The sequence below is a fragment of the Methanolobus bombayensis genome (genome assembly GCF_017873415.1).
Classification (GTDB): domain Archaea; phylum Halobacteriota; class Methanosarcinia; order Methanosarcinales; family Methanosarcinaceae; genus Methanolobus; species Methanolobus bombayensis.
Genome location: NZ_JAGGKD010000002.1, coordinates 197,025 through 219,032, shown reverse-complemented (window position 1 = coordinate 219,032; position 22,008 = coordinate 197,025). Strand labels below are relative to the sequence as shown.

The following is a 22,008-nucleotide window of genomic DNA, read 5'->3' as shown; positions in this document are numbered from 1 at the left end:
ATTTATTAAATCTTAATATTGGATATTAATAGTAATAATCAGTTTTAAACAGATATTTTTGATTATAAGTTGATTATAAAGCGCAAATAGTATTTTAAGTATTTAAAACTAATCATAATGACTATTAAGCCTATAAAACCAATAAATTATTGATTGAAAAGCCAAGTGAACTAAATAACAATTAATAATAATAATAATAAAAAGATATTTAAATCTGATAAATACTTGACGAATATTGCTGCCTTTTGTGGCAGTTCTATACATCAGATTCATCTATATGTTCAGGGAATGAACCAAGTTCTAGTGTAGTGTTCACAAGAATCTGCTGGCTGAACGGCATTGTAATTAAAACAGCCAGCGTGTAAATTAGCATATTCAGGACAAAAGGCCATTCCATAAACAGGCCCACATAATATGGCAATGAGCCCATAAGTGACAGAACACCTACTATAAGGCTTATAATCACACTTGTCATGATATTTGCTTTTACTATTCTGGTGCTTTCTGAAAAAGCATCCGTTACATCATATCCTTTGATGACATAGAGGGGAAGCAGGTATAGCATGAAAAAGAATGGGATCAGAACAATACAGATAACTACAAGATAGAGTATGGCTGCTATTGCTATACTTACTGATTCTGGTAAAAAGGAACCTGCTGCAACTATAAAACCAAATGAAAGCAATCCCACAATAAAAAGTAATATCATTGCCACAATTGCCACCAAAACACCGATTATCATAACAAAAAGCATGTATTTCCAGCTACGGACAAAATTACCGAATCTGAATCCATCCAGAATATCCATACACTTTACCATTTCCTGCCTTGATCCTCTCACAAGCATTATAATAAATCCGTAAAGTAAAGGTGGGGCAGTAATGACAAGCATTGATCCGATAGTAAGAACTATGGTCGCTACTCCATACGCAACAAAATTACTCATAACTGTTTTCAGTGAATTGCCTAAAAGATTACCATATTCCATTTGATCACTTTCTAATTTATATTATATAAGTAAGAATAATTAACGAATAGATCATATTCTATTAAAAGTTATGTCTTTTTAAGACATTATTAAATAAACTGAGTAAGCTGCAACTTGCCAAAAACTAAAATAGATTGCATGCTCTTTTTTACTATATGAGTTCGATTCAAGAAGATCTGGTCAAATCGCTTAACTCCAAACAGGAAGCATATGTTAATCTGGAATTGCCCGATCCGACAAACGGTGAATATCTGCTCGGTGTTTTCCATCTGAAACCCGGGGGGAAATTCAACATGTTACAGGCTGCAGCTGAAGTTGCAGCAGAGTCATCAACAGGTACTAATTTTAAGGTTAATACAGAAACCCCTTTTTCAAGGGTCATGAATGCCCTTGTGTATCAGCTAGACACAGACCGTGAACTTGTGTGGATAGCATATCCATGGAGACTTTTTGACAGGGGAGGAAATGTACAGAATATACTCACCTATATAGTGGGTAATATTCTCGGAATGAAGGAAGTTGCAGCCCTGAAACTTCTGGATGTGTGGTTCCCACCATCAATGCTTGAACAGTATGATGGCCCGGGCTACACAGTTGATGATATGAGAAAATATCTTGATGTCTACGACAGACCTATCCTTGGAACAATAGTCAAACCAAAGATGGGACTAACATCTGCTGAGTATGCAGAAGTATGTTATGATTTCTGGGCAGGTGGCGGCGATTTTGTTAAGAACGATGAACCACAGGCCAATCAGGATTTCTGTCCCTACGACAAAATGGTAAAACATGTGAAAGAAGCTATGGACAAAGCTGTTCGTGAGACCGGACACAAAAAAGTACATTCATTTAACGTTTCTGCTGCTGACTTTGACACCATGATCGAAAGATGTGAAATGATAGTCAATGCAGGGTTTGAGCCTGGAAGTTATGCATTCCTCATCGATGGAATTACAGCGGGCTGGATGGCTGTTCAGACACTCAGAAGGAGGTATCCCGGTGTTTTCATTCACTTCCACAGAGCAGCTCATGGAGCATTTACAAGACCTGAAAACCCACTTGGATTCTCAGTGCTTGTTCTCTCTAAGTTTGCAAGACTTGCCGGTTCATCAGGCATTCACACAGGAACAGCAGGTGTAGGAAAGATGAAAGGAACTCCTGAGGAGGACGTTGTTGCAGCACACGAGATACAGTACATGAGTGCAGAAGGCCACTTTTTCAAACAGAGCTGGTCTAAGATCCCTGATTCCGACAAGGATGCCATCAATATCGTAAATGAAGATATTGCTCACCATGTTGTACTGGAGGATGATAGCTGGAGAGGTATGAAGAAGTGTTGTCCAATTGTCTCAGGTGGTCTGAATCCTGTAAGACTAAAGCCTTTTATTGATGTAATGGGAAATGTTGATTTCATCACCACCATGGGATCAGGTGTTCATGCACATCCGGGAGGAACCCAGGACGGAGCTAAGGCTCTTGTACAGGCATGTGAGGCTTATCTTCAGAACATAGATATTGAAGAATACGCAAAGAATCATAAAGAACTGGAACAGGCAATAGAATACTTCACTAAAGCGTCAAAGGACGCCATGTGATTTTTAATTTTTAATAGAACAGGCTGGCAGGAATGAAGTTCAAAGATATCAGAGATGTTGTAGACTGGAATATCTACTGGCTACTGTTCATGGTGGCTGAATTCTCATTACTGGCAGCACTTCCATATGCCATAACGATGTCAGGTGATGCACTGTATGACCAGGCCATGGCAGTGCCGGTTATCCTTGCTTCACAGTTTGCCAGATCAACAGTGATATTCCTTGCAGGTATATTCACAGGCCTTTACCTTGGCAAAAAAGTTGGTCTGAAAACACCTGTACTCAATTCTCTTTTTGAAGATAGGCATTTACCTTTTGATTTTAAACCTGCATTCACACAATCTTTAATATTTGGTATAATCATATCTCTGTTTATTCTGATTCTTGACACACTTATATTTACGAGATATTCGGAATCATTGCTGATCTATCTGACAACTCCCCCTCTATGGGAGCGGATTTTATATTCGGTTTATATAAGCGTGGTCGAAGAGATTGTTTTGAGATTTTTTTTAGTGACACTTCTGGTTTGGATCTCCTGGAAAATAAAGAAAACTTCACAAGGTAATCCTACTGATATTGGTGTATGGATCTCGATTATAATAGTAAGTTCTATTTATGCCCTTATTTACCTGTTTTTCTCCAGAGAAAACATGGATATTGCACTTGCTATGCGTATTGCTGTCTTTAACTGGGTTGCAGGAACCGGTTTTGGTTGGATATACTGGAAAAAAGGACTGGAGTACTCCATCATAGCCAACTTTGTTGCCACTGCGATGCTTTTCGTAGTGTTTGGTTCATTGGTGCATTAATATCTTGACTATCAATAACCAGTAATATAATAATTGATTCATACAGAAAAATAAAAAGTAAATCAGAGAGAAGAGAAGGCTTATGGGAATTCTCTTTGACAATAACCCCGGTCTTAAAGACCTGAATCCCCTTTGCTCATACTCCACTATTAATTTGAATAATAAATGTTACTAAAGCCTGAACGTAACAAACCTTGTGTGTGGTTGTGGGAGTAATGTGGTGGTTTGTTAGCGTTCATGTGCTTTTGTAATTTTACTTTAGTTTCTTCCAATCAAGGCCATATCGTACCACCGAATGGTCATGCAATCTTCTGCATGTTCAGCTTGAATGACTGCAGTTCATAGTATATTATTCAGATATATAAATATATGCATACTCTACTATATAATGAGTATCATCATCATCATATTCTCAATTTAGACTGTTAGTTATGTTTTAAATAATTGTGCCATATCAAGCTTCAACAATTATAATCTTAAATGTAAGAGCCTTACCTGCAAGAGGATGGTTTAGATCAAAAGTAACTTCATCTTCTGTAAGATCGATTATTTTGGCAGGAATTGTCTGACCATGAGGAGCCTGAACCCAGAATGTCTTACCAACTTCCATCTCCATACTTGACTTTACAAGATCCCTTGATACAGTATCTATCAAAGCATCCTTGTATTCACCATATGCATCTTCAGGCTCAAGTCTGAATTCTTTTTCCTCACCAACCTCAAGACCTCTCACTGCGTCATCAAAACCCTTTATTACATTGCCGCCACCCACTGTAAATTCTAAAGGCTGGCCATGTGTCTCTGAAGCATCAAAAACAGAACCATCATCAAGTAAACCGACATATTCTACCTTTACTGTATCTCCTTCTTTAATCGCCATATTATCAACTCTTAATTCTGACTTCTGGAGCAAAGGAGGGTCTCGGCCTTACTTAGTTGTTTTGGTGATAACGATTACCTTATAATAAAACAAGGAGGTTGAGGATAAACATATTGAAAATAAGTTTGGATTAGGTTGTTATCCTCTTATACAAAACCGGAAGGGTCTCCGGAAGTAAACTGGCATCATCTATTATAGTATATTCTGAATCCGAGAATATATTGTCCAGATATTTTCCGGGATCAGGATCAACGGTTATGCAGAATAAATTAATTCCCTTTGAATTGCTTTCCATAATCGCAATTCTGGTATCTTCTTCAGCAACGCTTTCTTTATATGCATTCTCTCCCCGGGAGATGTCGAAGGGTTCACCATCAGAAAGCAGTATGATTATCTTTGTTTTTGCATCTATTCTTTCCAGTTTCCTGATGGAATGCCGGATGGCAGGTCCGAGTCTTGTATTGGATACGGGCTCAAGTACACTAATCCTGCGTGCAACATTATCTGATAAATCCTCTTCGAACTCCTTTATGGCAAAATATTCTACATCATCTCTGTCTTTGCCGGAAAATGCATAAATTCCGTAGCTATCACCAATACTTTCAAGGGCCTGTGTCATGATGATAAGGGAATCTTTCTCAACATCCAGTATGCTTTTTTCTTCAAAGTTCACTGGTTTGTGGGTAGAATAGCTCACATCTACCAGAAAAAGTGTGGCGACATCCCTATCATGTTTATCCCATCTCATGTAAAGCCCATCGTCGGGATTGACCCCACATTTCTTCTGTATAATGGAATCAATGCAAGAATCTATATCTATCTCTGTTCCATCACTTTGCTTTTTCATTCTGCGAAATGTTTCAGGTCTCATTCTGCTGAAAACCTGTTTGATTAGTGCGATTTCGTTCCTGTATTGTTCTGAAGCTTCATCATAGTACCCGCCTGACATTCCAAAAGGTTCAACCTCATTGACAGTACACCAGTCTGTTTTATAATCATTGATAATACCGTCCCATTCATCATACATGTAGCTTCCAAGTATGTTCCAGTTCTTTTTCTCAGCATAAGTGGGTTGAAATTTTGCCTTTTCTTCATGCAGAAGTTCTTGTTCTTCTGTCAGTTCCGGTTTGCTTTCAGGAATGAAATTTCTGATAATATTCTCATTTGAACAGGCAGATAAAGAATTCTTCCTGTTATACGCTCCGATGCTTACACCACGGTAATCGAGGTTTTTCAGAACCCCATACTCTTTCTGGCTTAATGGTCCTTCATGCTCATCGAGTATTTTGTATATGTTGAATGTTGCTTTAAAGGAATCGAGTACAGATGAATCGTCTCTGAAAACACTTTCTTCAAGCAATGGTCTTATCTGAGCTAGAAGAAGCTTTGTTCCTTTGTTTAAATCATAAACTGGTTCATGCCCAATGGAAATCCAGAGAAGTGCTTCCATGAACTCTTCAATATTGCCTTTAGGAACGGGTCTTGTCAGTAGCATCTGATACCTTATTTTTTCAAGGTCGCCCCTGACTCCCCTGTACCGCTCCATTATCATGTACTCGACCCTGGCATCCTCAAGAACACCAAGTATAGTCCCTGCCAAATCCTGATTTGGAAAAAGGGATATGACATCTGAAATAGCAATTATGCCCTCTGCCTGCATCCCGGAAAGAGGTAGTCTTTTCTTCATTGTTGAGTACCTTCTTCGGATTTCAGTCATCAATTCTGCCGTTCCATCGCGTTCCAGTTCATTGGAAATGAAATGAATATGGCCTACTTCATGCATTATGCTCAATTTGTATATCTTAAAATTATCTTCGAAATACGCATATTTCTTAATCCTGGGAGCAAGGTAGATAGTATTGCCTGCAATCACAGGATTTATAGAATCGCCATCAAACTCTTTTCCTAAAGCTGTGCGGGAAAGAATATTAAAATTGACACCTGAAAGTCCAAGAGCGTAATATCTTAGAATGTTTATTATCTCACTCAACGCCACTGAACCTGTAAGTTTTTCAATTAATTCCTGAGAAGCTTCTGATTTTAGGGAAAAATAGGACTTTCCAAGGGATTGGTCCTTTTCAGAGATAGAAAGACCGTTCAAAGCCCACTCTTCAAGTTCACTAAGATCCAGCTTTTCTAATAAAGGAGCTGAACAAGAAAAATAAGTTATTGCAAAATCTTTATTTTTATCAAATATCTTTATCCCGATACCTGCCCATTTCCTGATCCCTTCGGGATTTGTATTTTCTGCTGCAAAAGAGATATTTTCAAAGAAAAGCCCTGCAAGCATCCAGTTTTTATCAAGCAGCATTCTGGCGGTCCTTAGAAGTTCCCCATGATAAACAGAACTGCTGCTTTTCAAAACACTGAGGAAATTCTGCTGGTAATTTCTTCCAGGGAAATTGGAGGCTATTTGCTGAAGAAGCTTTGTTTCGGTAGAATCATCATGCACGGTGTTTTTGTTTGACAAAATACATCTTCACTCCAAGAAGTCTCAGTTTTCGATTGCATTCGCTTTTATTCAAGTTGTTCCTGCTTCTTTGTTTTTAATGCCATATATTCACTGTGCAGGCTGCATTTAAATTCTGCGAAAATTATGGTAACTTGATAATTCCAGACAATAACAGTAGTAAAATAGCTTTTTTTGGCATCTTCCGGTAAAAATATATATAATTTAAATGCCATGTGGACGTTTGATGGCTGACAACAATACCGATCACAGAGAAAGGATTTACTCCTTGCAGAACGAAACGATCGGACTATTGTACAACGCTCAGAACGAAACAAAATCTAATGTCAGAGAAATAAATTGTTATCTTGGAAATCTTATTCCTTCTTCCAGCCGACAGTCACTGTATCTGTTTCCCTTCACTGATTCTGTTAATCTTGATACGCCCATAAAAGCCACTAAAGAGATATTCCTAAATCAAATTATTCAGGTTGAAAGCAACAATAATCTAAGGATTCCTATTGACTATGACAGTGTTCTGAAATTCATCGATAATATGGAAACCTATGATGCCTTTAAGGTAGCTGAACATATTAAAAATGAGTATTTCCTGAATGATGAACATATATTAAAAAGGATTAAAAGCGATTGCAGACGTCTGATTCCCATTGATAACGGTTCTTCCTCAGAAGACATAGACAAAAGAAATGGAACTATTATCAAATTAAAAGCATTAAAAAATCCAGAGCAATCACTCAACTGCCTCGAAAGTCTAGGGAAGCTTGTTGACATAACTCTGAACAATACTACTCCCTCTGAAGCAAGAGGAATTGAGATTCATCCCGGAGGAGCTCATATAGATGAGAGAATGAGACTCTACTATTTTAAGAATGGAAATGTTCGTCTCGTATTCGATGAGCTTAAGCATGCTGAAATGATGAACGATGCACTTGGATTATCATGTTAATGTAATCATTTCAGTTTGAACTCGGCCATAAAAGATAGATATTACTTCACAACCTGCGTTAAATAAATGCTCATAATAAATACTTCAAGCTTTTGTAAATTCCCAAAAAATAACACTTATTATGTATGCAAGGGTGACTATGCCTAAATTCTCCCAATTACCAGTATACTGTAGAATAAGAACAACTATTGCATATGTTATGAGTTCTGATAATATTTTTTTAAAATTCATGGCCACATCCAAATTTAATTTGTGTACTTGATAATCTTTTAACTATATCAATTTTTCTATTTTGTCTTTGGACACAGATTTTTCATTATTGGCGCATAATGTAAAAGGAATCTTTTTTATCTTGCACAGGTTGTTTAATATAAGTTAAATTTATTGATAAATTATACAATAATTATAAGCATATTTGTGAAGTTGCCGGCATCTGCAGACCCTAATTTATGTAAAAATAAATATATATTTTATAAATCCGTATATCGGAAAAATATTTAATTGGAACAATCATCAATTTTAAATGGGATACGGGATGGAGAAAATAAGGAAAAGAGATGGCCGGATAGAAGTCTTTGAACCTGAAAAGATAACCCTGGCAATACAGAAAGCATTTTTAGCTGTAGGAGAAAAGAACGGAGACAATATCAGGGACATTTCCAATCATGTACTGGAGGTTATTGAAGATAATTTCAAGGACAGAATTCCCGATGTAGAAGATGTGCAGGATACGGTTGAGGCAAGTCTTATCAGGCATAGATATCCAAAAGTAGCAAAGGCTTACATTCTATATCGCCAGAAAAGAGCAGAGCTGAGGGAAGCAAAGAAGTTTTTGAGGGTGGATTACGATGAGCTCAAACTCAGTATTAATGCCATCAAGGTACTGGAACAGAGATATCTGCTGAAGGATACTGAAGGCAACATAATAGAGACTCCTTCGATGATGTTCAGAAGAGTAGCCAAATCTGTAGCCTCCGTCGATCGAAGATATGGAGATAATGAGAAAAAGACAGAAGAAGAATTCTACAGGATCATGGCAAACCTGGAGTTCCTACCTAACACTCCTACTCTTATGAACGCCGGTACTGATCTGGGTCAGTTGAGTGCATGTTTCGTACTGCCTGTGGAGGATTCCCTTAGGGGCATCTTCGGAACTTTGACCAATATGGCCCTGATACACCAGTCGGGAGGTGGAACTGGATTTTCCTTTTCTAGATTGAGGCCAGAAGGAGATATAGTAAGGTCTACCAAAGGTGTGGCTTCGGGACCTGTATCCTTTATGAGGATCTTCGATCAGGCTACTGAAGTGATAAAACAGGGTGGGAAGAGAAGAGGAGCCAACATGGGTATCCTGAGGGTTGACCATCCAGATATAATAGAATTCATAACATCTAAGGAAAAAGAAGGATTCCTGGATAATTTCAATATCTCCGTGGGAATTACCGACGAGTTTATGGAAGCTGTCAAAAAAGACAGAAAATATAATATTGTAAACCCCAGAACCGGAGAAAGCACAGACCAACTAAAGGCAAAGGAAATTTTTGACCTAATCGTAACCATGGCCTGGCGTACCGGTGATCCGGGTCTGGTCTTTTTGGATGAGATAAATCGCAAACATCCAGTCTCTCATATTGGAATCATTGAAAGTACCAACCCTTGCGGAGAAATACCTCTCCTTCCCTACGAATCCTGTAACCTTGGATCTATCAATGTTTCCAAAATGGTAAAAGACGGTGATATCGACTGGGAGAAGCTCAGTGAGATCACGAAATCAGGTGTGCATTTTCTGGACAACGTTATTGATATCAATAAGTATACACTGGAAGAGATTGAAAGAATCTCAAAGAACAACCGTAAGATAGGCTTGGGTTTGATGGGGTTTGCTGAGATGTTAGCCATGCTTGCAATACCTTACGATTCGGAGGAATCCATAGAGACCGCCGAAAAAATTATGAGGTTCATAAAGGAAGAATCCATTAAGGCTTCAATGGAGCTTGGTGAAAGAAGAGGGTCTTTTCCTAACTTTGAAGGTAGCATGTGGGAAAATGAATGTAAGGCAATGAGAAATGCCACTGTCAATACAGTAGCCCCAACCGGGACTATAAGTCTGATCGCCAATGCAAGTTCAGGCATAGAACCCATCTTTGCCTTATCCTTTTCAAGAAATGTCATGGGAACCCGGTTGCTGGAAGTGAACCCTGTGTTCGAGAAGATTGCAAAGAACCGCGGATTCTACAGTAGTGATATCATGATAGAAATAGCGAGAACAGGTTCACTCAAAAGTATAGCTGATATACCCGATGATATCAAGCACGTATTTGTTACATCCCTGGACATTGATCCGCAATGGCATGTCAGGATGCAGGCTGCTTTCCAGAGGTACGTCGACAATGCCGTTGCCAAGACTGTAAATCTGCCAACCAGCGCCACACAGGAAGACATCAGGAACATATATATGATGGCCTATGAGCTGAAATGCAAAGGAATCACGGTTTACCGCTATGGAAGCAAGACAAGGCAGGTGTTAGTTATCGATGGCTTGAGAAAAGAAGAGGAGGGAATTGTAGCAGATTCGGAATTCTCTGGAGACCCGAGTATCGGAGAGTGTCCATTCTAAAATATTTTCTTATTCTTTGATATTAGGGGAGAATAGAGAGTGATCATATGTTTTTCATAGACAGGAAAGATGCAGGCAAAAAACTTGCCCATGAACTGGAAAGATACAAAGATAAGGATGTACTGGTACTGGCCATACCAAGAGGTGGTGTAGAAGTTGGTTGTGAGGTTGCTAAATATCTGCACAGCTCATTCTCACTTTTAGTTACAAGGAAATTACCATTTCCCGACAATCCAGAATCAGGTTTTGGAGCCATAGCAGAAGATGGCAGTATATTCGTATTCAGTAATGCGGCACTGTGGTTATCTCAGAAACAGATAGATAAGATAATGGAGGAGCAGACAGAAGAGATCCATCGGCGGATTAAGACCTTAAGGAAAGGAAAAAACCTGCCAGATATTCGCGGCAGAACTGTTATACTGATAGACGATGGTCTTGCAATGGGTTCCACTATGCGTGCTTCGATAGCATTATGTAAGAATAAGGATGCTGGAAGGATCGTAGTTGCTGTACCGGTTGCAGGTGGGGAAGTTGTTAAGGATATCGGACAGATGGTAGATGAAATAGTTGTTCTGGAAAGTCCTCCGGATTTCAGAGCAGTTGCACAGGTTTACCTTAACTGGTATGATGTTTCGGATTCAGAAGTACTTAAGATTATGGAAAGTGGTTGCGGTAAGAGTGAAAAAACAGAATTTTATTTTTAAAAGGGATAAGATATTTTAAATATTTGCATATGAATTATAAATCATGTTGGAGGAGTTATGATTTTATAATATTTCAACTCATTAATTCTATCTAATAGATTCGGTTGAATAAAATCAAAGTCATGAGTTTTCCAGTACTCAGTATCAAGTATTTCAAGGATGTCTGTTAAATAACAGGTGGTGTGATTGGTTTGAGATCTCGCGTAGTTCTGGGAGTAATGGGCCAAATTCTTTGGATGCTTGCTGGATTTATGATTATCCCATTGATCGTTGCTCTTTATTATGAAGAACCCCTGTATATTTTTGTTGTTCCTTTTATTTGCGCAATAATTATTGCTTATTTATTGACACTATATTTTAAAAGACAGGATGTGCAATGGAATCTAAAGGAAGGTTTTTTTATTGTTGCATCAACCTGGCTTATTGCAGCACTGCTTTACTCCTGTCCCTATATACTTGAAGGCGTGCCTCCTATAAACGCCTTATTTGAATCCATGTCCGGAGTAACAGCTACAGGAGCAACTGCACTTCCTGATATAGAGGGCCAGAGCAAAAGCCTGCTTTTCTGGAGAAGTCTGACCCAATGGATTGGTGGTATGGGGATTATCATGTTGTTCATTGTTATCCTTCCAAAACTCGGCGTTGGTGGGAGGCAAATGTTCCGTGCAGAGGTTCCGGGTCTTCAGGAAGAAAGACTGCGCCCGAGGATCAGGGAGACTGCTAAGATTCTGTGGCTCGTTTACATTGTATTGTCACTTGCAGAATTTATCCTACTTATGAGCGCAGGATTGTCTCCGTATGATTCTATCACTCACACATTTACATCCATCTCATGCGCTGGTTTTTCTCCCAATTCAAACAGCATAGCAGCTTTTGGTGATCCCCTGGTAGAAAGTATTTTTGTTGTATTTATGTTCCTTGGGGGAGCAAACTTTGCCCTACATTACAAAACGATAGTTTTTGACAGGAAAAGTCTGATAAGGGATCAGGAATTTAAGTTCTACTTTTTTATAATTGTGTCTGCGACACTTGTTCTTGTTTTCGAGCTCATCAGAGCTGAAGTTTATTCTGCTACTGAAGCCTTCAGATACAGTCTTTTTCAGGTCATTTCCATTCTGACAACTACAGGCTATGCAAGTGTGGACTTTAATCTCTGGCCGGATTCTCCAAGATTTATACTTTTTTTGCTAATGTTTATAGGAGGTTGTGCAGGTTCTACTTCAGGCGGTGTGAAAGTAGTGCGCTTGCTTCTTCTTCTAAAATACACACAAAAAGTTCTTATAAATGTAATTCATCCAAAAGCTGTCGTTCCAGTCCGCTTTAACAACAAAAAAGTCCCTGACGAGATTATTCAGTCTATAGTTTCATTCCTTGTGATATATGTCCTGATATTCGCTGCCAGCTCAACCCTGCTTTCCATGATGGGGATGGATTTTATCACCACTCTGAGCGCTTCCATCGCAACCCTTGGCAATGTAGGGCCTGGTCTTGGTCTTGTAGGACCGATGGCCAGTTTTGATAACATACCGGATCCAGGGAAGTTGATCCTCATCGCCAATATGTGGATCGGTAGGCTTGAAGTGTTTACAGTTATAGTGCTGTTGACACCGACTTTCTGGAAACATTGAGTACAAAAAAGAAGATGTTAACTTACTAAACCATTGTTTAGAGGAAAATTTCTTTTCTTTTTCAGAGGATTCTTCAAAGCTTGCTGATGCCAGTAATATAAATGAAATTATGGGTATTGAAGGCGGAGTTGCTTGGAAATATTGGAACGAGTTTAACAAGGCTATTCCAGATGAATATGATTTCTGTTCAAGGATAGATCAATACAGGAGAGCAACAGGAGCAGGAGACAAAGTAAATGTCATGTTCAATTATGGTTATGCTTTGCTAGAGGCGGAATGTCTTAGGGCTATCAACGCTGTTGGGTTAGACCCTCATGTTGGTTTTTTGCATGAAATGAATACTGGAAAGAACAGCTTGGCCTACGACCTGCAAGAACCATTTAGATTCCTTGTTGATTTAGTGGTTATCAACCTTGTTGAGTCTGAGAGAATGGAAAAGAAGGATTTCATCAGAACAGAGAATTATTCACTTAAGCTAAGACCCAGTGGAGCTAAGAAGCTAACTGAAGAGGTCAATTTGTGGTTTAACAAGAGAGTCAGTTACAAAGGAAATATGACAATGTGGAGTTATGTCATGTTCCTGAAGACTAGAGAATTAGCTCAATATCTAGTTGGTAAAAGAAAAGACATTGATTTCATTGTCCCTCAGTATGAGACAAAGCGACAGGACACAAGCGACATACGACAAAAAATTCTAAGTATTTCTTATTCTGATTGGAAAAAACTAGGTTTTTCAAAGGGAACTTTGCATTATATGAAGAAAAATGCGAAGGCTGATAAGCCTTTTACGCTTAATGCACATAATAAAGAACGTTTGGATAAGTGGGAAAAGCTTGTTGCAAATGGATAATTTTGATGGAGGCACGTAGTCTCCTTTGTCTCCTCATGCCATAATTTAGGAGACAATTCTAAGAGACACAGGAGACAAATGCAAACGATAGACATAAGACAGACACAAAGGACAAAGAGACAGACTCAGGAGACAAGTAAGAGACACAAAATAAATGATTGAAACTCAAGTTAATTCCTTGAGTTTCTGTAAGCTTTCATTAATCTTTACCTGAGATTCTTCAATTATCTTTATCAACTCAGCAGGTTTTGGAATTTCCTTTTCAGTGATATTAGGATTGACAGCCTTGAGATCATAGTCCTTTTTCTTGATAGCAGCAATATCCACATACCAACTTTTTTCGCTGATCTTATCTTCTTCCTTGTCTGAATGTAGTCTCATTAGGAAATCATCAAATTTATCAAGTGTCAAAGGATTTTTCTTCAGAACTTTGACATCTGACATATCATAGTACCAGACTTTCTCAGTACTCTTACCTTTTGTAAAAAACAAAAGATTTGTTTTAACACCGGCTCCTGCATTCACAAATACTTTCTGTGGAAGACTCAGGATACACCAAAGATTACACTCATCCAAAAGCTTTCTCTTAGTCTGAACAAACGCATTTTCATTGGTTCTGAACAACACACCTTCATCAATGACCATGGCACAGGTTCCATCATCAGCTAAATGATCAATGATGTGTTGTATGAACAAAATTTGAGTGTTGCCTGTCTTGAAGGCAAAGTTAGCCTTTGCATCTTCTCCTTCTTTCCCTCCAAAGGGTGGATTGGTGAAGATGTAATTGAATTTGTATGGTGCATCCTCAAAGAGATCCATGTATGTTACTCTACCACTGAGGGTATTTTTCAGACCTATATGTGGTTGATCAATTCCATGTAAAACAAGGTTTGCAAGAGCTATAGGGAAGGCTGTAAAGCTACTATCCAGACCCCAGAAAGCATCATGTTTAAGATGGTTGTAATCTGAAGCAGAGAGTTTTAAGTCGGATAGTTCTGGATTGGTTAAGTAGGTGTAATTTTCAGCCAGAAAACCACCTGTACCACAGCCAGGATCATAGAAGGTTGCATACTCCTCATTATGCTTGACATTAGGCTTAACAGCTCTTATCATAGCTCTGATTACTTCTCTTGGTGTAAAGAACTGTCCTCCGTCATTGTTCTTCTCACCCATTTTAAGAAGCAACCCTTCATAAATTTGTGACAGAGGGAATTGGTGTGTATCGTCTATATTTTCAGATGTCAAATGTTCAACTTTGTCCAGAACATCCAATAAATTCTTTTCACTACCAAGTCTTGTATGAGTAAGATTCCTAAATATCTGTGAGATAATTTTTTGCCTTTTAGTAGCGTGCGGATTCTCTTCATGATTATCGAAAGCTTTCAGATATGGGATTAAATCTTCATTAACAAAATCAAGAAAAGCGTTCATATGACTTGCTTGGAGTTCTTTTCTCTTTTTGCCATTTGGACTGCCCCAGTCCTTCCATCTGTAAGGATATTCTAGAGAAGGCTCAAAGTTATCACCAACTGCCTCACTTTGAAGCTGTTCTTCTTCTTCCTTCTCATCCAGAATCCTCAAAAACATCATCCAAGTAAGTTCGGGAATATACTCCATTGCGCCTTTTGTATTATCTCTACGCATGATGTCGCAAATTGATTTTATGTAAGCATTCATGCTGGATTGATCGGAAACGCTTCTTGCATTATTTTTAGCCATGATTTAAACCTTCTCTGGGATTTCGTATTTTCCGAATATTTCGTTTAGGATTGATGCAGGAAGTTTATTAACAGCCTCAAGTTGACTATTAATTTGATTCATCAATATTTTTGACAATTCATTAATCTCATTTAATTGCTCAACAATCTGTTGTTGTGTTTCAAAAGGCGGAAGAGGAATATCAAAATTTTCAATTTTAGTTTTTGTCAAAGCTTGTCTTGTTGCTCCTGATTCTGAAGCCATTATGAATTTTTGACAATTTGGATTTGATATATAGTAAGATAAATATTGTGGGATCAGGTCCTTATTTGTCCTAATTATACTTACATGCTGATTGACATTAGCCGGACACATTTCATCAGGGACTACACATACTCTTCCAATTGAAGCACCTGTAATGTTAAGAAGAACATCATCTTTCCTAACTCGGGTATTTTTCATAGAAGCATCAATTTCTTTTGAAACATGAGCTAATCCCTCTTTTTTGAAAGAATTAAAATGAACATTCATACTCCGTACAAAAGGGATCCCTTCATCTAGATAAACGGATTTACCTCCCCGTGGAGTAGACCCACTTCCTATTTTTGATGTTAATTTCTTTAATTTAATTACGGGATAATTCTGTGTAATCACTTCTTCAAAGATCCCTTTTAAATATGCATTATTCAAATCACTAGCAGCTTTTAGGTTTCCTTCAACTCTCTCTTTTATTCGTTTAATTTCTTCTATTTGATTATGAATTTTAATAACAATTTCTTGTTGAACATCAAGAGGAGGTATAGGGATAACTAAATTGGACAAATGAGATTTCGATATTGATTTAAACGTCGATCCTGTTGAATTATTTTCTAACTCTGGTTTTAGGTATTGCAATAAGTAATAAAGAAACAAATTATCACCATTGCAAAGAGAAATTGAAGCCAAACCACGACCTATACAGTAATCCATGTTTGAAACGTTCACATCGCCTACAGGAGCCCTTACAGAAATCAAAACACTACCCATAGGAGCCATCTTCTTTGGTTCAGTAGTATATTGTATGTTGTTTGGTGAAATTTCTCCAAATTCTGCTTTTCCTTGTAAAAATGGTTCACCATCGCCTTTTTGATTATAAGATGTACCTGGTGGTGACTGACCCATAATAATTTTAGCAGCATCACTTAACTTTCTCCATTTCCACCCATCAGGTAATTTTTCTTTTCCCATTTTAGAACTTCCAGTTAATTCATACTTTAAGCTGCATATTGAATTTGGCCTTAATATAACACTGAAGAATAAAACAGTTTGCAAGTGACTTGATTGAACATATTCAAGCAGCCAACAACTTTTCTTTTACATCACTGATTAGAGTACTTACCCTCACTCCAATCTTTCCAAGGGCTCTTATGCCACCAGCAACTTTCACAGAAGGGACATTAAAAACATCTTTGCGTTCCAGTTCTTCAATACCATTTTCTCTAAACTGGTCCGCCAATGCTTTGATTACTTCTGAAGAATCAGACGGCAAACTCATTAACCAGTCTTTGTTTTTGTAATCAAATGCTTCAACTCTTTCATCCCTTGTCTTGGCCGGAACACCGAACCCAATTTCTGCGAATAAATCAAAAAGATCACAATCATCCAATTCAAGCAATTCTCGCAATAGATATGCACCTTGATTGCCACCTGGTAGGGCTGAAACCAGATGTTTTCTATCTTCAGGATTAATCCACATTTCCCTTAGGAGATCTATGTCCCTTGCTTGATCAACAAGAGAAGCTGCTAATTGCTCTTTATATTCCTCTATAGTTACAGGCTTTTCTTTTCCTGTGGCATCATCACGCATCAAGATAAAAGTTCCTTCATCCTTAATCTCCACTTCATAGCCCTGAACCTTTGCAATCTTTCTTTTGTCACTTGCACCTTTTTTTGAAGGCTTTGAAGGAGCAGACCTTGGATTGGAAATAAATTCTTCACCAAAGAGTCTTGTGACATTAGTGTAATCATAGAGCCTGAACATATACTTATTAAAACCTTCATCAATTCTAGTTCCACGGCCTACCATTTGGTAGAACTGGATGGGTGAATTAACATAACTAAAGAATACAATATTTTGAATACAAGGAATATCAACGCCTGTTGTTAGTAAGTCAACAGTTGTTGCTATGAAATGAGAGTTTTGACTCCCCCTCATGTTTGCAATAAGCACTTCCTGAGATTCACCAAGAGTTCCTGCTGAGATACCTTTTTGAGTACACTTGAAAGCAAATTTCTCACATTCCGGTAATCTTCTTTCAACATAGAGATTGTTTAATGTGTTGGCCACATCACCTGCATGTTTGTCATTTACACAGAATATAATTGTTTTCTGTTTGAGACCACCTGTTTCCTCAAACATATTCATCAGATCTTTACACATGGCTTTAACTCTGTCAGGTAGAATGAGATCCCTTTCATAATTTTTCTTGCCATAAGCTTCTCTTGTATCATGAATTGTCAGTAGGTTACCTGTCTTTGCATCCCTAGCACCCATATCAATAATTTCCTGTCCACTGAGAATCCTACCATCAATATCAGGTTGTCTTTTAACAATCTCACAGGCTGCAAGATAACCGTCTTCCCATCCTTTATGATATGGATATTCATAAACAGGCTCACCAAAATACTCTATATTATTTTGGCTGATTTCCTCATCCTTTCCCCTCTCATCGGAACTGCCTCCACTAATCTGCCTTGGCGTAGCCGTCAAGCCAATCTGCACTGCATCAGGGTTGTTTTTCAGAACAATGCTCCACTTGTTCCAAGCACTTCTATGGCACTCATCAATAATAATGTGGCTAAAGTAGTTCTTTGGGAAATGTTCAAGGAAAAACGATTCATCCCCTTCATCATCAATACCAAGGGCCTGATAAGTTGAAACAATAATACGAGCATTCTTCTTTGGATCTTTATTTTCCACAAAGTCTGCATTATCACCAAATACAGCAAACATTCGACCAAAGCCTTGTTTTCTTAATTCGTTTCTGTCACAGACAAACAAAGCCTTTCTGAGTTGTCCCGTTTCAGCAAGCTTATAAAGTATCTGAGAAGCAATCCTTGTTTTACCAGATCCGGTAGCAAGAGATAATAAAACTCTATTCCATTTATCCTGCTTTGAAGCAATCTTTTCAAACGTAGCTCTAATAGCTGCATCCTGATAATAGCGTCTTTCAGATTGCCCACCTTTATATGGTACAAGAAGAGGTTTTGAGGCGTCATCATCAAGGGATAATCCTTTTCCACATTCATAGTGAGACTTCAAGAACTCAGGTGTAGGGAATTTGTCAAGGGGAAGTTCCTTGCTAAACTGTTTACTAAAAGCATCATAGGACACAAAAAGATGTCCATTTGTTGAAAACACAAAAGGAACATGAAGGTATTTTGCATACTCTTTGGCTTGATCAATTCCAAGATCTGCAAATTCATCTTCTTTTTTAGCTTCAATAACTGCCACAGGTAAAGGACTTTCACCTTTAGCTGCTGGCAAGCACAAAAGATAATCAGCTTTACCACTTTTCCTTTTTGTTTTGCCGTTTATAATTTCAACAGCACCAGCAGTAGTTTCACGTCTAATAAGATCCTCTTTCCAACCGATTAAATGAAGTTGTGGATCAATAAGCTTAGCTCTGGTGTCTGCTTCGTTATATCCCATTTTTACCATCAATAAATTATTGTGCAGTAAGAATTGTGCAATAAATTATAAATTTCTTATGTTTAAATAAAGCTCATGTGACTAAACAGTCTTGATTATCATATTTTATTGATAATACATATTTATTTAAATTTGAAGCATAATTTCTTTATATGCTTGATTTAATTCAAGAAAATCTGGATCTCATGCTTACAGGTTCTACAATGGCACTTTTTGGTGGTATTTTCTATACAGCCACAGCTTATTCATTTAACAGTGGGGGGAAATTTTGCAGTAAAGAGAAAGCCCTTTTAATCTTTCTGATTTCAATTCCTCTAAGTGGATATATCACTTTATTTGTAGAAGAGTTTTGGCAAGGTATTACACCACAATTTTCATTGCTAAATATGTTAGGTGCAGTTATAATAGTGGGTATGTCCGCAGTAAACAATTCTGTTAAAAATTGGAAATATACAGATGAAAAGTCTCTTGTGATTTATGCTATCGGAGTTATTTTGCTATTCACCTTTTAACGAAAAAGGAAAAACAGGAAACATGAGTGTAGATTCAGAAGCATTTAAAAAGCTTAAGCCAAAAGCCAAGGATGAAATTGTTAAACGCTTTAATGATATTGAATCCGAATTAAATATAAAAATTCCAACTACCTTTATGCAATTGGTTGATGAGGAATTTGAGGCAAATTACCCCAACAATCTAGAAGAATTTTGTAATTGGATTTCATGTGTTTATGACAATTTCATATCTTTTTCAGATGACTTAGTTGTACAAAGTGAAAAATTAGATTCACAATGCATAGATTTTATTGATAGATTAATAACTCAACTTTATAGTAAGACGAATGGAAACGGACTTGGTAATAATTCATGGTCCCATTTTCCTAAAATCTGGAATTTACATCAAATTGCTAGCGATATGGATAAAATCAGCTACGTTGATCTTTCAGTTGAATTCACATTAAACCAGATACTAACAGCTTATGTGCAAATCTATGAATTGACAATCCACTTTTTAGTAGATATCACTCAAAAAATAGCTTATAAACAGAGAAGAGAAGATGGAGAATCTAAGAAATTCTGTAAGTTATACAGAAAAAGAAAAATGAATGATATGACACTTTCTAGAGGCGAGTTAATCAATTTTTTAAACACACAAGATTTCTTGAATGGATGGAATTGTAGTATTATTCAAGACTCTTATATTAGAAATAAAATTGCTCATGCTGATTACTATTATGAAAGTGATTCAAAAAAGCTAATTTTTGGGAATAAGTCTTATGGAGTAGAAACTGTAAGGAATATTTTTTACAGTCTTTATGGATTTTATTGTTATTTACTTCTCACATTTTTAGAAGAGGGTAACTTTTTCGATTTGCTAGATAAAATGAAAGAAATTAAAGAGTCAATCGAGAATTTAACATCCTAAAATTCTGCGTATCTAAAATTCAAGATACCTATTACCCAATGCGCAGGTGCGGGGATATATATAACGTAAAAAAAGTGTACGCTTTTGAAGAGCAAATTTCTACCTATCATTTATTTTATACAAAAATATCATTATCATGAATTTTATTTCCATTAGAATATCTATAATTTAAATAAAAAAAGTTATAAACTTTTGTACATATATAGAACTATAAAATTATTCTAAAGATAGATATATTCAAAAATGTATGTTAGAAATAATTTTTAAATTAATAGTTGAAAGGTGTATTTTCTGTGGTAGTTCAATATGGGAAGTCAGGAGCGGAAAAAGATTTAATAAATCTTGTCCAAAAAGAAGGATTTTCAATAGAGAGCTTAACTGAAATAGATTTTATTCTGAAGAATATTAAAGAACAATACGAAGAAAAAAAGCCAATAATCTATGATCAAATTAAATTAGAAATAGACGGCTTAAAGATAAACATTGAAACTGCTGAAAATACTCTAGAATTACAAAAATCTCAGGTTAGGAAAGATATTGAAATAGAAACTGAAAACTTAAAAAAAGAAATAGAAGAATTACAGTCAATTAGCTTTGAAATAAAGCACTTGCTTAATTACTTTTCAAGCAAATTAAGGTTGCGTAGTTCTATTAAGAAATTAAACCACTTGGAAACAGATGTCGAGATTGAAATAAACAAACGACTTGAAGGTTCACAGTCGTCACTTGAATCTTTAAAACGTCAATTAAACTATCTAGAAAACAATACAGATAACGAAGTTAAATCTAGGCTATCCGACTTAGTGTCACAACTTAGTAAATTAAAAGAGATAAAGAAATCAAATGAATATAAGGGAGCTTTAGGAGAATTAGCTGTTATTAAAAACTTATGTGAACTTTCTGATAATTATTATCTATTTAATGATTTATACCTTGAGTTAAGTGATTACATAAGGTTTAAAGGCTCATCTTTGAAATCTGCTCAAATAGATCATCTTGTAGTAGGTCCCACTGGAGTATACGTAATTGAAACAAAGAATTGGAGTAAAAATTATACACAAGCTGTCTTTAATGATGGGTCTTATACTCCATTTGACCAGATTCAAAGAAGTGGTTATCTTGTATATCGTTATTTAAACAATAACAAATATGGAAGTACACTCCAAAGAATCTACTACAATTTAGCTGAAGATGAAGTAAAAGTAAAATCTATAATTGCAGTAGTTGGCTCCAAAATTCCTTTTGGAAAAAATCGTTATATTAAAGTATTATCGTATAATGCTGTTAATTTATATATTAAAAAAGGCAATCCAATTTTAACAGCCGAAACTGTAGATGAAATAGCAAATAAATTGAGTTTGAAGTGCTGAAGATGTTAATAAATAACTATTCTTACTATTTCCAATAATTTGAATAATAGCCTTTTGAAATCTACTTCTACATCCTATTTTTTACATAAAGTATCAATACAATTATGGCAAATGCAGGTAGCCCAATCCAAGCTATTCCTGGCATTGTAACTGAATGTCCAGCAATGTCTCCGGTTTGTGGAGTTGTCAAAAAGTTTAATAATATCATCCCACCAAAAACACCGAAGATCACTACAAGAAATATTACAAATACATTAAAAGATTCGTCATCTGAAAACATATCACTAATAATGTTATTTATACTTATTATTTTTTTGTTATTGTTTTTTGAATAACT

At 36.7% G+C, this 22,008-nt stretch carries 17 protein-coding genes; 10 read left to right on the top strand and 7 right to left on the bottom strand.

Annotation, left to right across the window (positions count from 1 at the left end):
• Window positions 1-256 precede the first annotated feature (256 nt).
• Complete coding sequence (locus J2746_RS03265; RefSeq protein ID WP_209616190.1) at window positions 257-988, bottom strand: hypothetical protein; 732 nt, start codon at window positions 986-988, stop codon at window positions 257-259.
• 155 nt (window positions 989-1,143) lie between these two features.
• On the opposite strand from J2746_RS03265, the gene J2746_RS03260 reads away from it, so the two are divergent.
• Together J2746_RS03260 and J2746_RS03255 are read left to right on the top strand one after the other, a co-directional pair.
• Window positions 1,144-2,583, top strand: a complete 1,440-nt coding sequence (locus J2746_RS03260) for a ribulose-bisphosphate carboxylase (protein ID WP_209616188.1) — start codon at window positions 1,144-1,146, stop codon at window positions 2,581-2,583.
• 32 nt (window positions 2,584-2,615) lie between these two features.
• Complete coding sequence (locus J2746_RS03255; protein WP_209616186.1) at window positions 2,616-3,395, top strand: CPBP family glutamic-type intramembrane protease; 780 nt, start codon at window positions 2,616-2,618, stop codon at window positions 3,393-3,395.
• A gap of 454 nt (window positions 3,396-3,849) precedes the next feature.
• Here the strand turns inward: J2746_RS03255 and J2746_RS03250 are convergent, their stop codons facing one another.
• Together J2746_RS03250 and J2746_RS03245 are read right to left on the bottom strand one after the other, a co-directional pair.
• The gene (locus J2746_RS03250) at window positions 3,850-4,275 is read right to left on the bottom strand and encodes an FKBP-type peptidyl-prolyl cis-trans isomerase (protein ID WP_209616184.1); all 426 of its coding nucleotides are present in this window, start codon (window positions 4,273-4,275) and stop codon (window positions 3,850-3,852) included.
• Window positions 4,276-4,405: 130 nt separating this feature from the next.
• The gene (locus J2746_RS03245; RefSeq protein ID WP_209616183.1) at window positions 4,406-6,745 is read right to left on the bottom strand and encodes a nitric oxide reductase activation protein NorD; all 2,340 of its coding nucleotides are present in this window, start codon (window positions 6,743-6,745) and stop codon (window positions 4,406-4,408) included.
• Between the two features lie 226 nt (window positions 6,746-6,971).
• Here J2746_RS03245 and J2746_RS03240 point away from each other — a divergent pair, with 226 nt between their 5' ends.
• The 5 genes from J2746_RS03240 to cas1 all read left to right on the top strand — a co-directional run bounded on the left by J2746_RS03240 (window position 6,972) and on the right by cas1 (window position 13,490).
• Complete coding sequence (locus tag J2746_RS03240) at window positions 6,972-7,691, top strand: hypothetical protein (RefSeq protein WP_209616181.1); 720 nt, start codon at window positions 6,972-6,974, stop codon at window positions 7,689-7,691.
• A gap of 523 nt (window positions 7,692-8,214) precedes the next feature.
• A complete protein-coding gene (locus J2746_RS03235) occupies window positions 8,215-10,308 on the top strand; it encodes a vitamin B12-dependent ribonucleotide reductase (RefSeq protein WP_245249959.1) in 2,094 nt (697 codons plus the stop codon).
• A gap of 47 nt (window positions 10,309-10,355) precedes the next feature.
• On the top strand, window positions 10,356-11,012 hold the full coding sequence (locus tag J2746_RS03230) for a phosphoribosyltransferase (RefSeq protein WP_209616178.1): 657 nt from the start codon (window positions 10,356-10,358) through the stop codon (window positions 11,010-11,012).
• Between the two features lie 191 nt (window positions 11,013-11,203).
• Complete coding sequence (locus tag J2746_RS03225) at window positions 11,204-12,640, top strand: TrkH family potassium uptake protein (protein ID WP_209616175.1); 1,437 nt, start codon at window positions 11,204-11,206, stop codon at window positions 12,638-12,640.
• The gene (cas1, locus tag J2746_RS03220) at window positions 12,636-13,490 is read left to right on the top strand and encodes a CRISPR-associated endonuclease Cas1 (protein WP_209616674.1); all 855 of its coding nucleotides are present in this window, start codon (window positions 12,636-12,638) and stop codon (window positions 13,488-13,490) included. Before J2746_RS03225 ends, cas1 begins: the two co-directional genes overlap by 5 nt.
• 165 nt (window positions 13,491-13,655) lie before the next feature.
• On the opposite strand, the gene J2746_RS03215 is transcribed toward cas1, so the two are convergent.
• The 3 genes from J2746_RS03215 to J2746_RS03205 all read right to left on the bottom strand — a co-directional run bounded on the left by J2746_RS03215 (window position 13,656) and on the right by J2746_RS03205 (window position 18,879).
• Window positions 13,656-15,209: a class I SAM-dependent DNA methyltransferase gene (locus J2746_RS03215; RefSeq protein WP_209616172.1), complete on the bottom strand. Its 1,554-nt coding sequence runs from the start codon at window positions 15,207-15,209 to the stop codon at window positions 13,656-13,658.
• Window positions 15,210-15,212: 3 nt separating this feature from the next.
• Window positions 15,213-16,415 (bottom strand): restriction endonuclease subunit S, encoded by a 1,203-nt coding sequence (locus J2746_RS03210; RefSeq protein ID WP_209616169.1) that lies wholly within the window; start codon window positions 16,413-16,415, stop codon window positions 15,213-15,215.
• A gap of 103 nt (window positions 16,416-16,518) precedes the next feature.
• A complete protein-coding gene (locus J2746_RS03205) occupies window positions 16,519-18,879 on the bottom strand; it encodes a DEAD/DEAH box helicase family protein (protein ID WP_209616167.1) in 2,361 nt (786 codons plus the stop codon).
• A 152-nt stretch (window positions 18,880-19,031) separates the two neighbouring features.
• Here J2746_RS03205 and J2746_RS03200 point away from each other — a divergent pair, with 152 nt between their 5' ends.
• The 3 genes from J2746_RS03200 to J2746_RS03190 all read left to right on the top strand — a co-directional run bounded on the left by J2746_RS03200 (window position 19,032) and on the right by J2746_RS03190 (window position 21,671).
• Complete coding sequence (locus tag J2746_RS03200; protein WP_209616165.1) at window positions 19,032-19,391, top strand: hypothetical protein; 360 nt, start codon at window positions 19,032-19,034, stop codon at window positions 19,389-19,391.
• A gap of 22 nt (window positions 19,392-19,413) precedes the next feature.
• Entirely contained in the window at window positions 19,414-20,301 is an 888-nt protein-coding gene (locus tag J2746_RS03195) for a hypothetical protein (RefSeq protein ID WP_209616163.1), read from the top strand.
• 293 nt (window positions 20,302-20,594) lie between these two features.
• Complete coding sequence (locus J2746_RS03190) at window positions 20,595-21,671, top strand: NERD domain-containing protein (protein WP_209616161.1); 1,077 nt, start codon at window positions 20,595-20,597, stop codon at window positions 21,669-21,671.
• A gap of 67 nt (window positions 21,672-21,738) precedes the next feature.
• Here the strand turns inward: J2746_RS03190 and J2746_RS03185 are convergent, their stop codons facing one another.
• Entirely contained in the window at window positions 21,739-21,951 is a 213-nt protein-coding gene (locus J2746_RS03185) for a hypothetical protein (protein WP_209616160.1), read from the bottom strand.
• Window positions 21,952-22,008 lie beyond the last annotated feature (57 nt).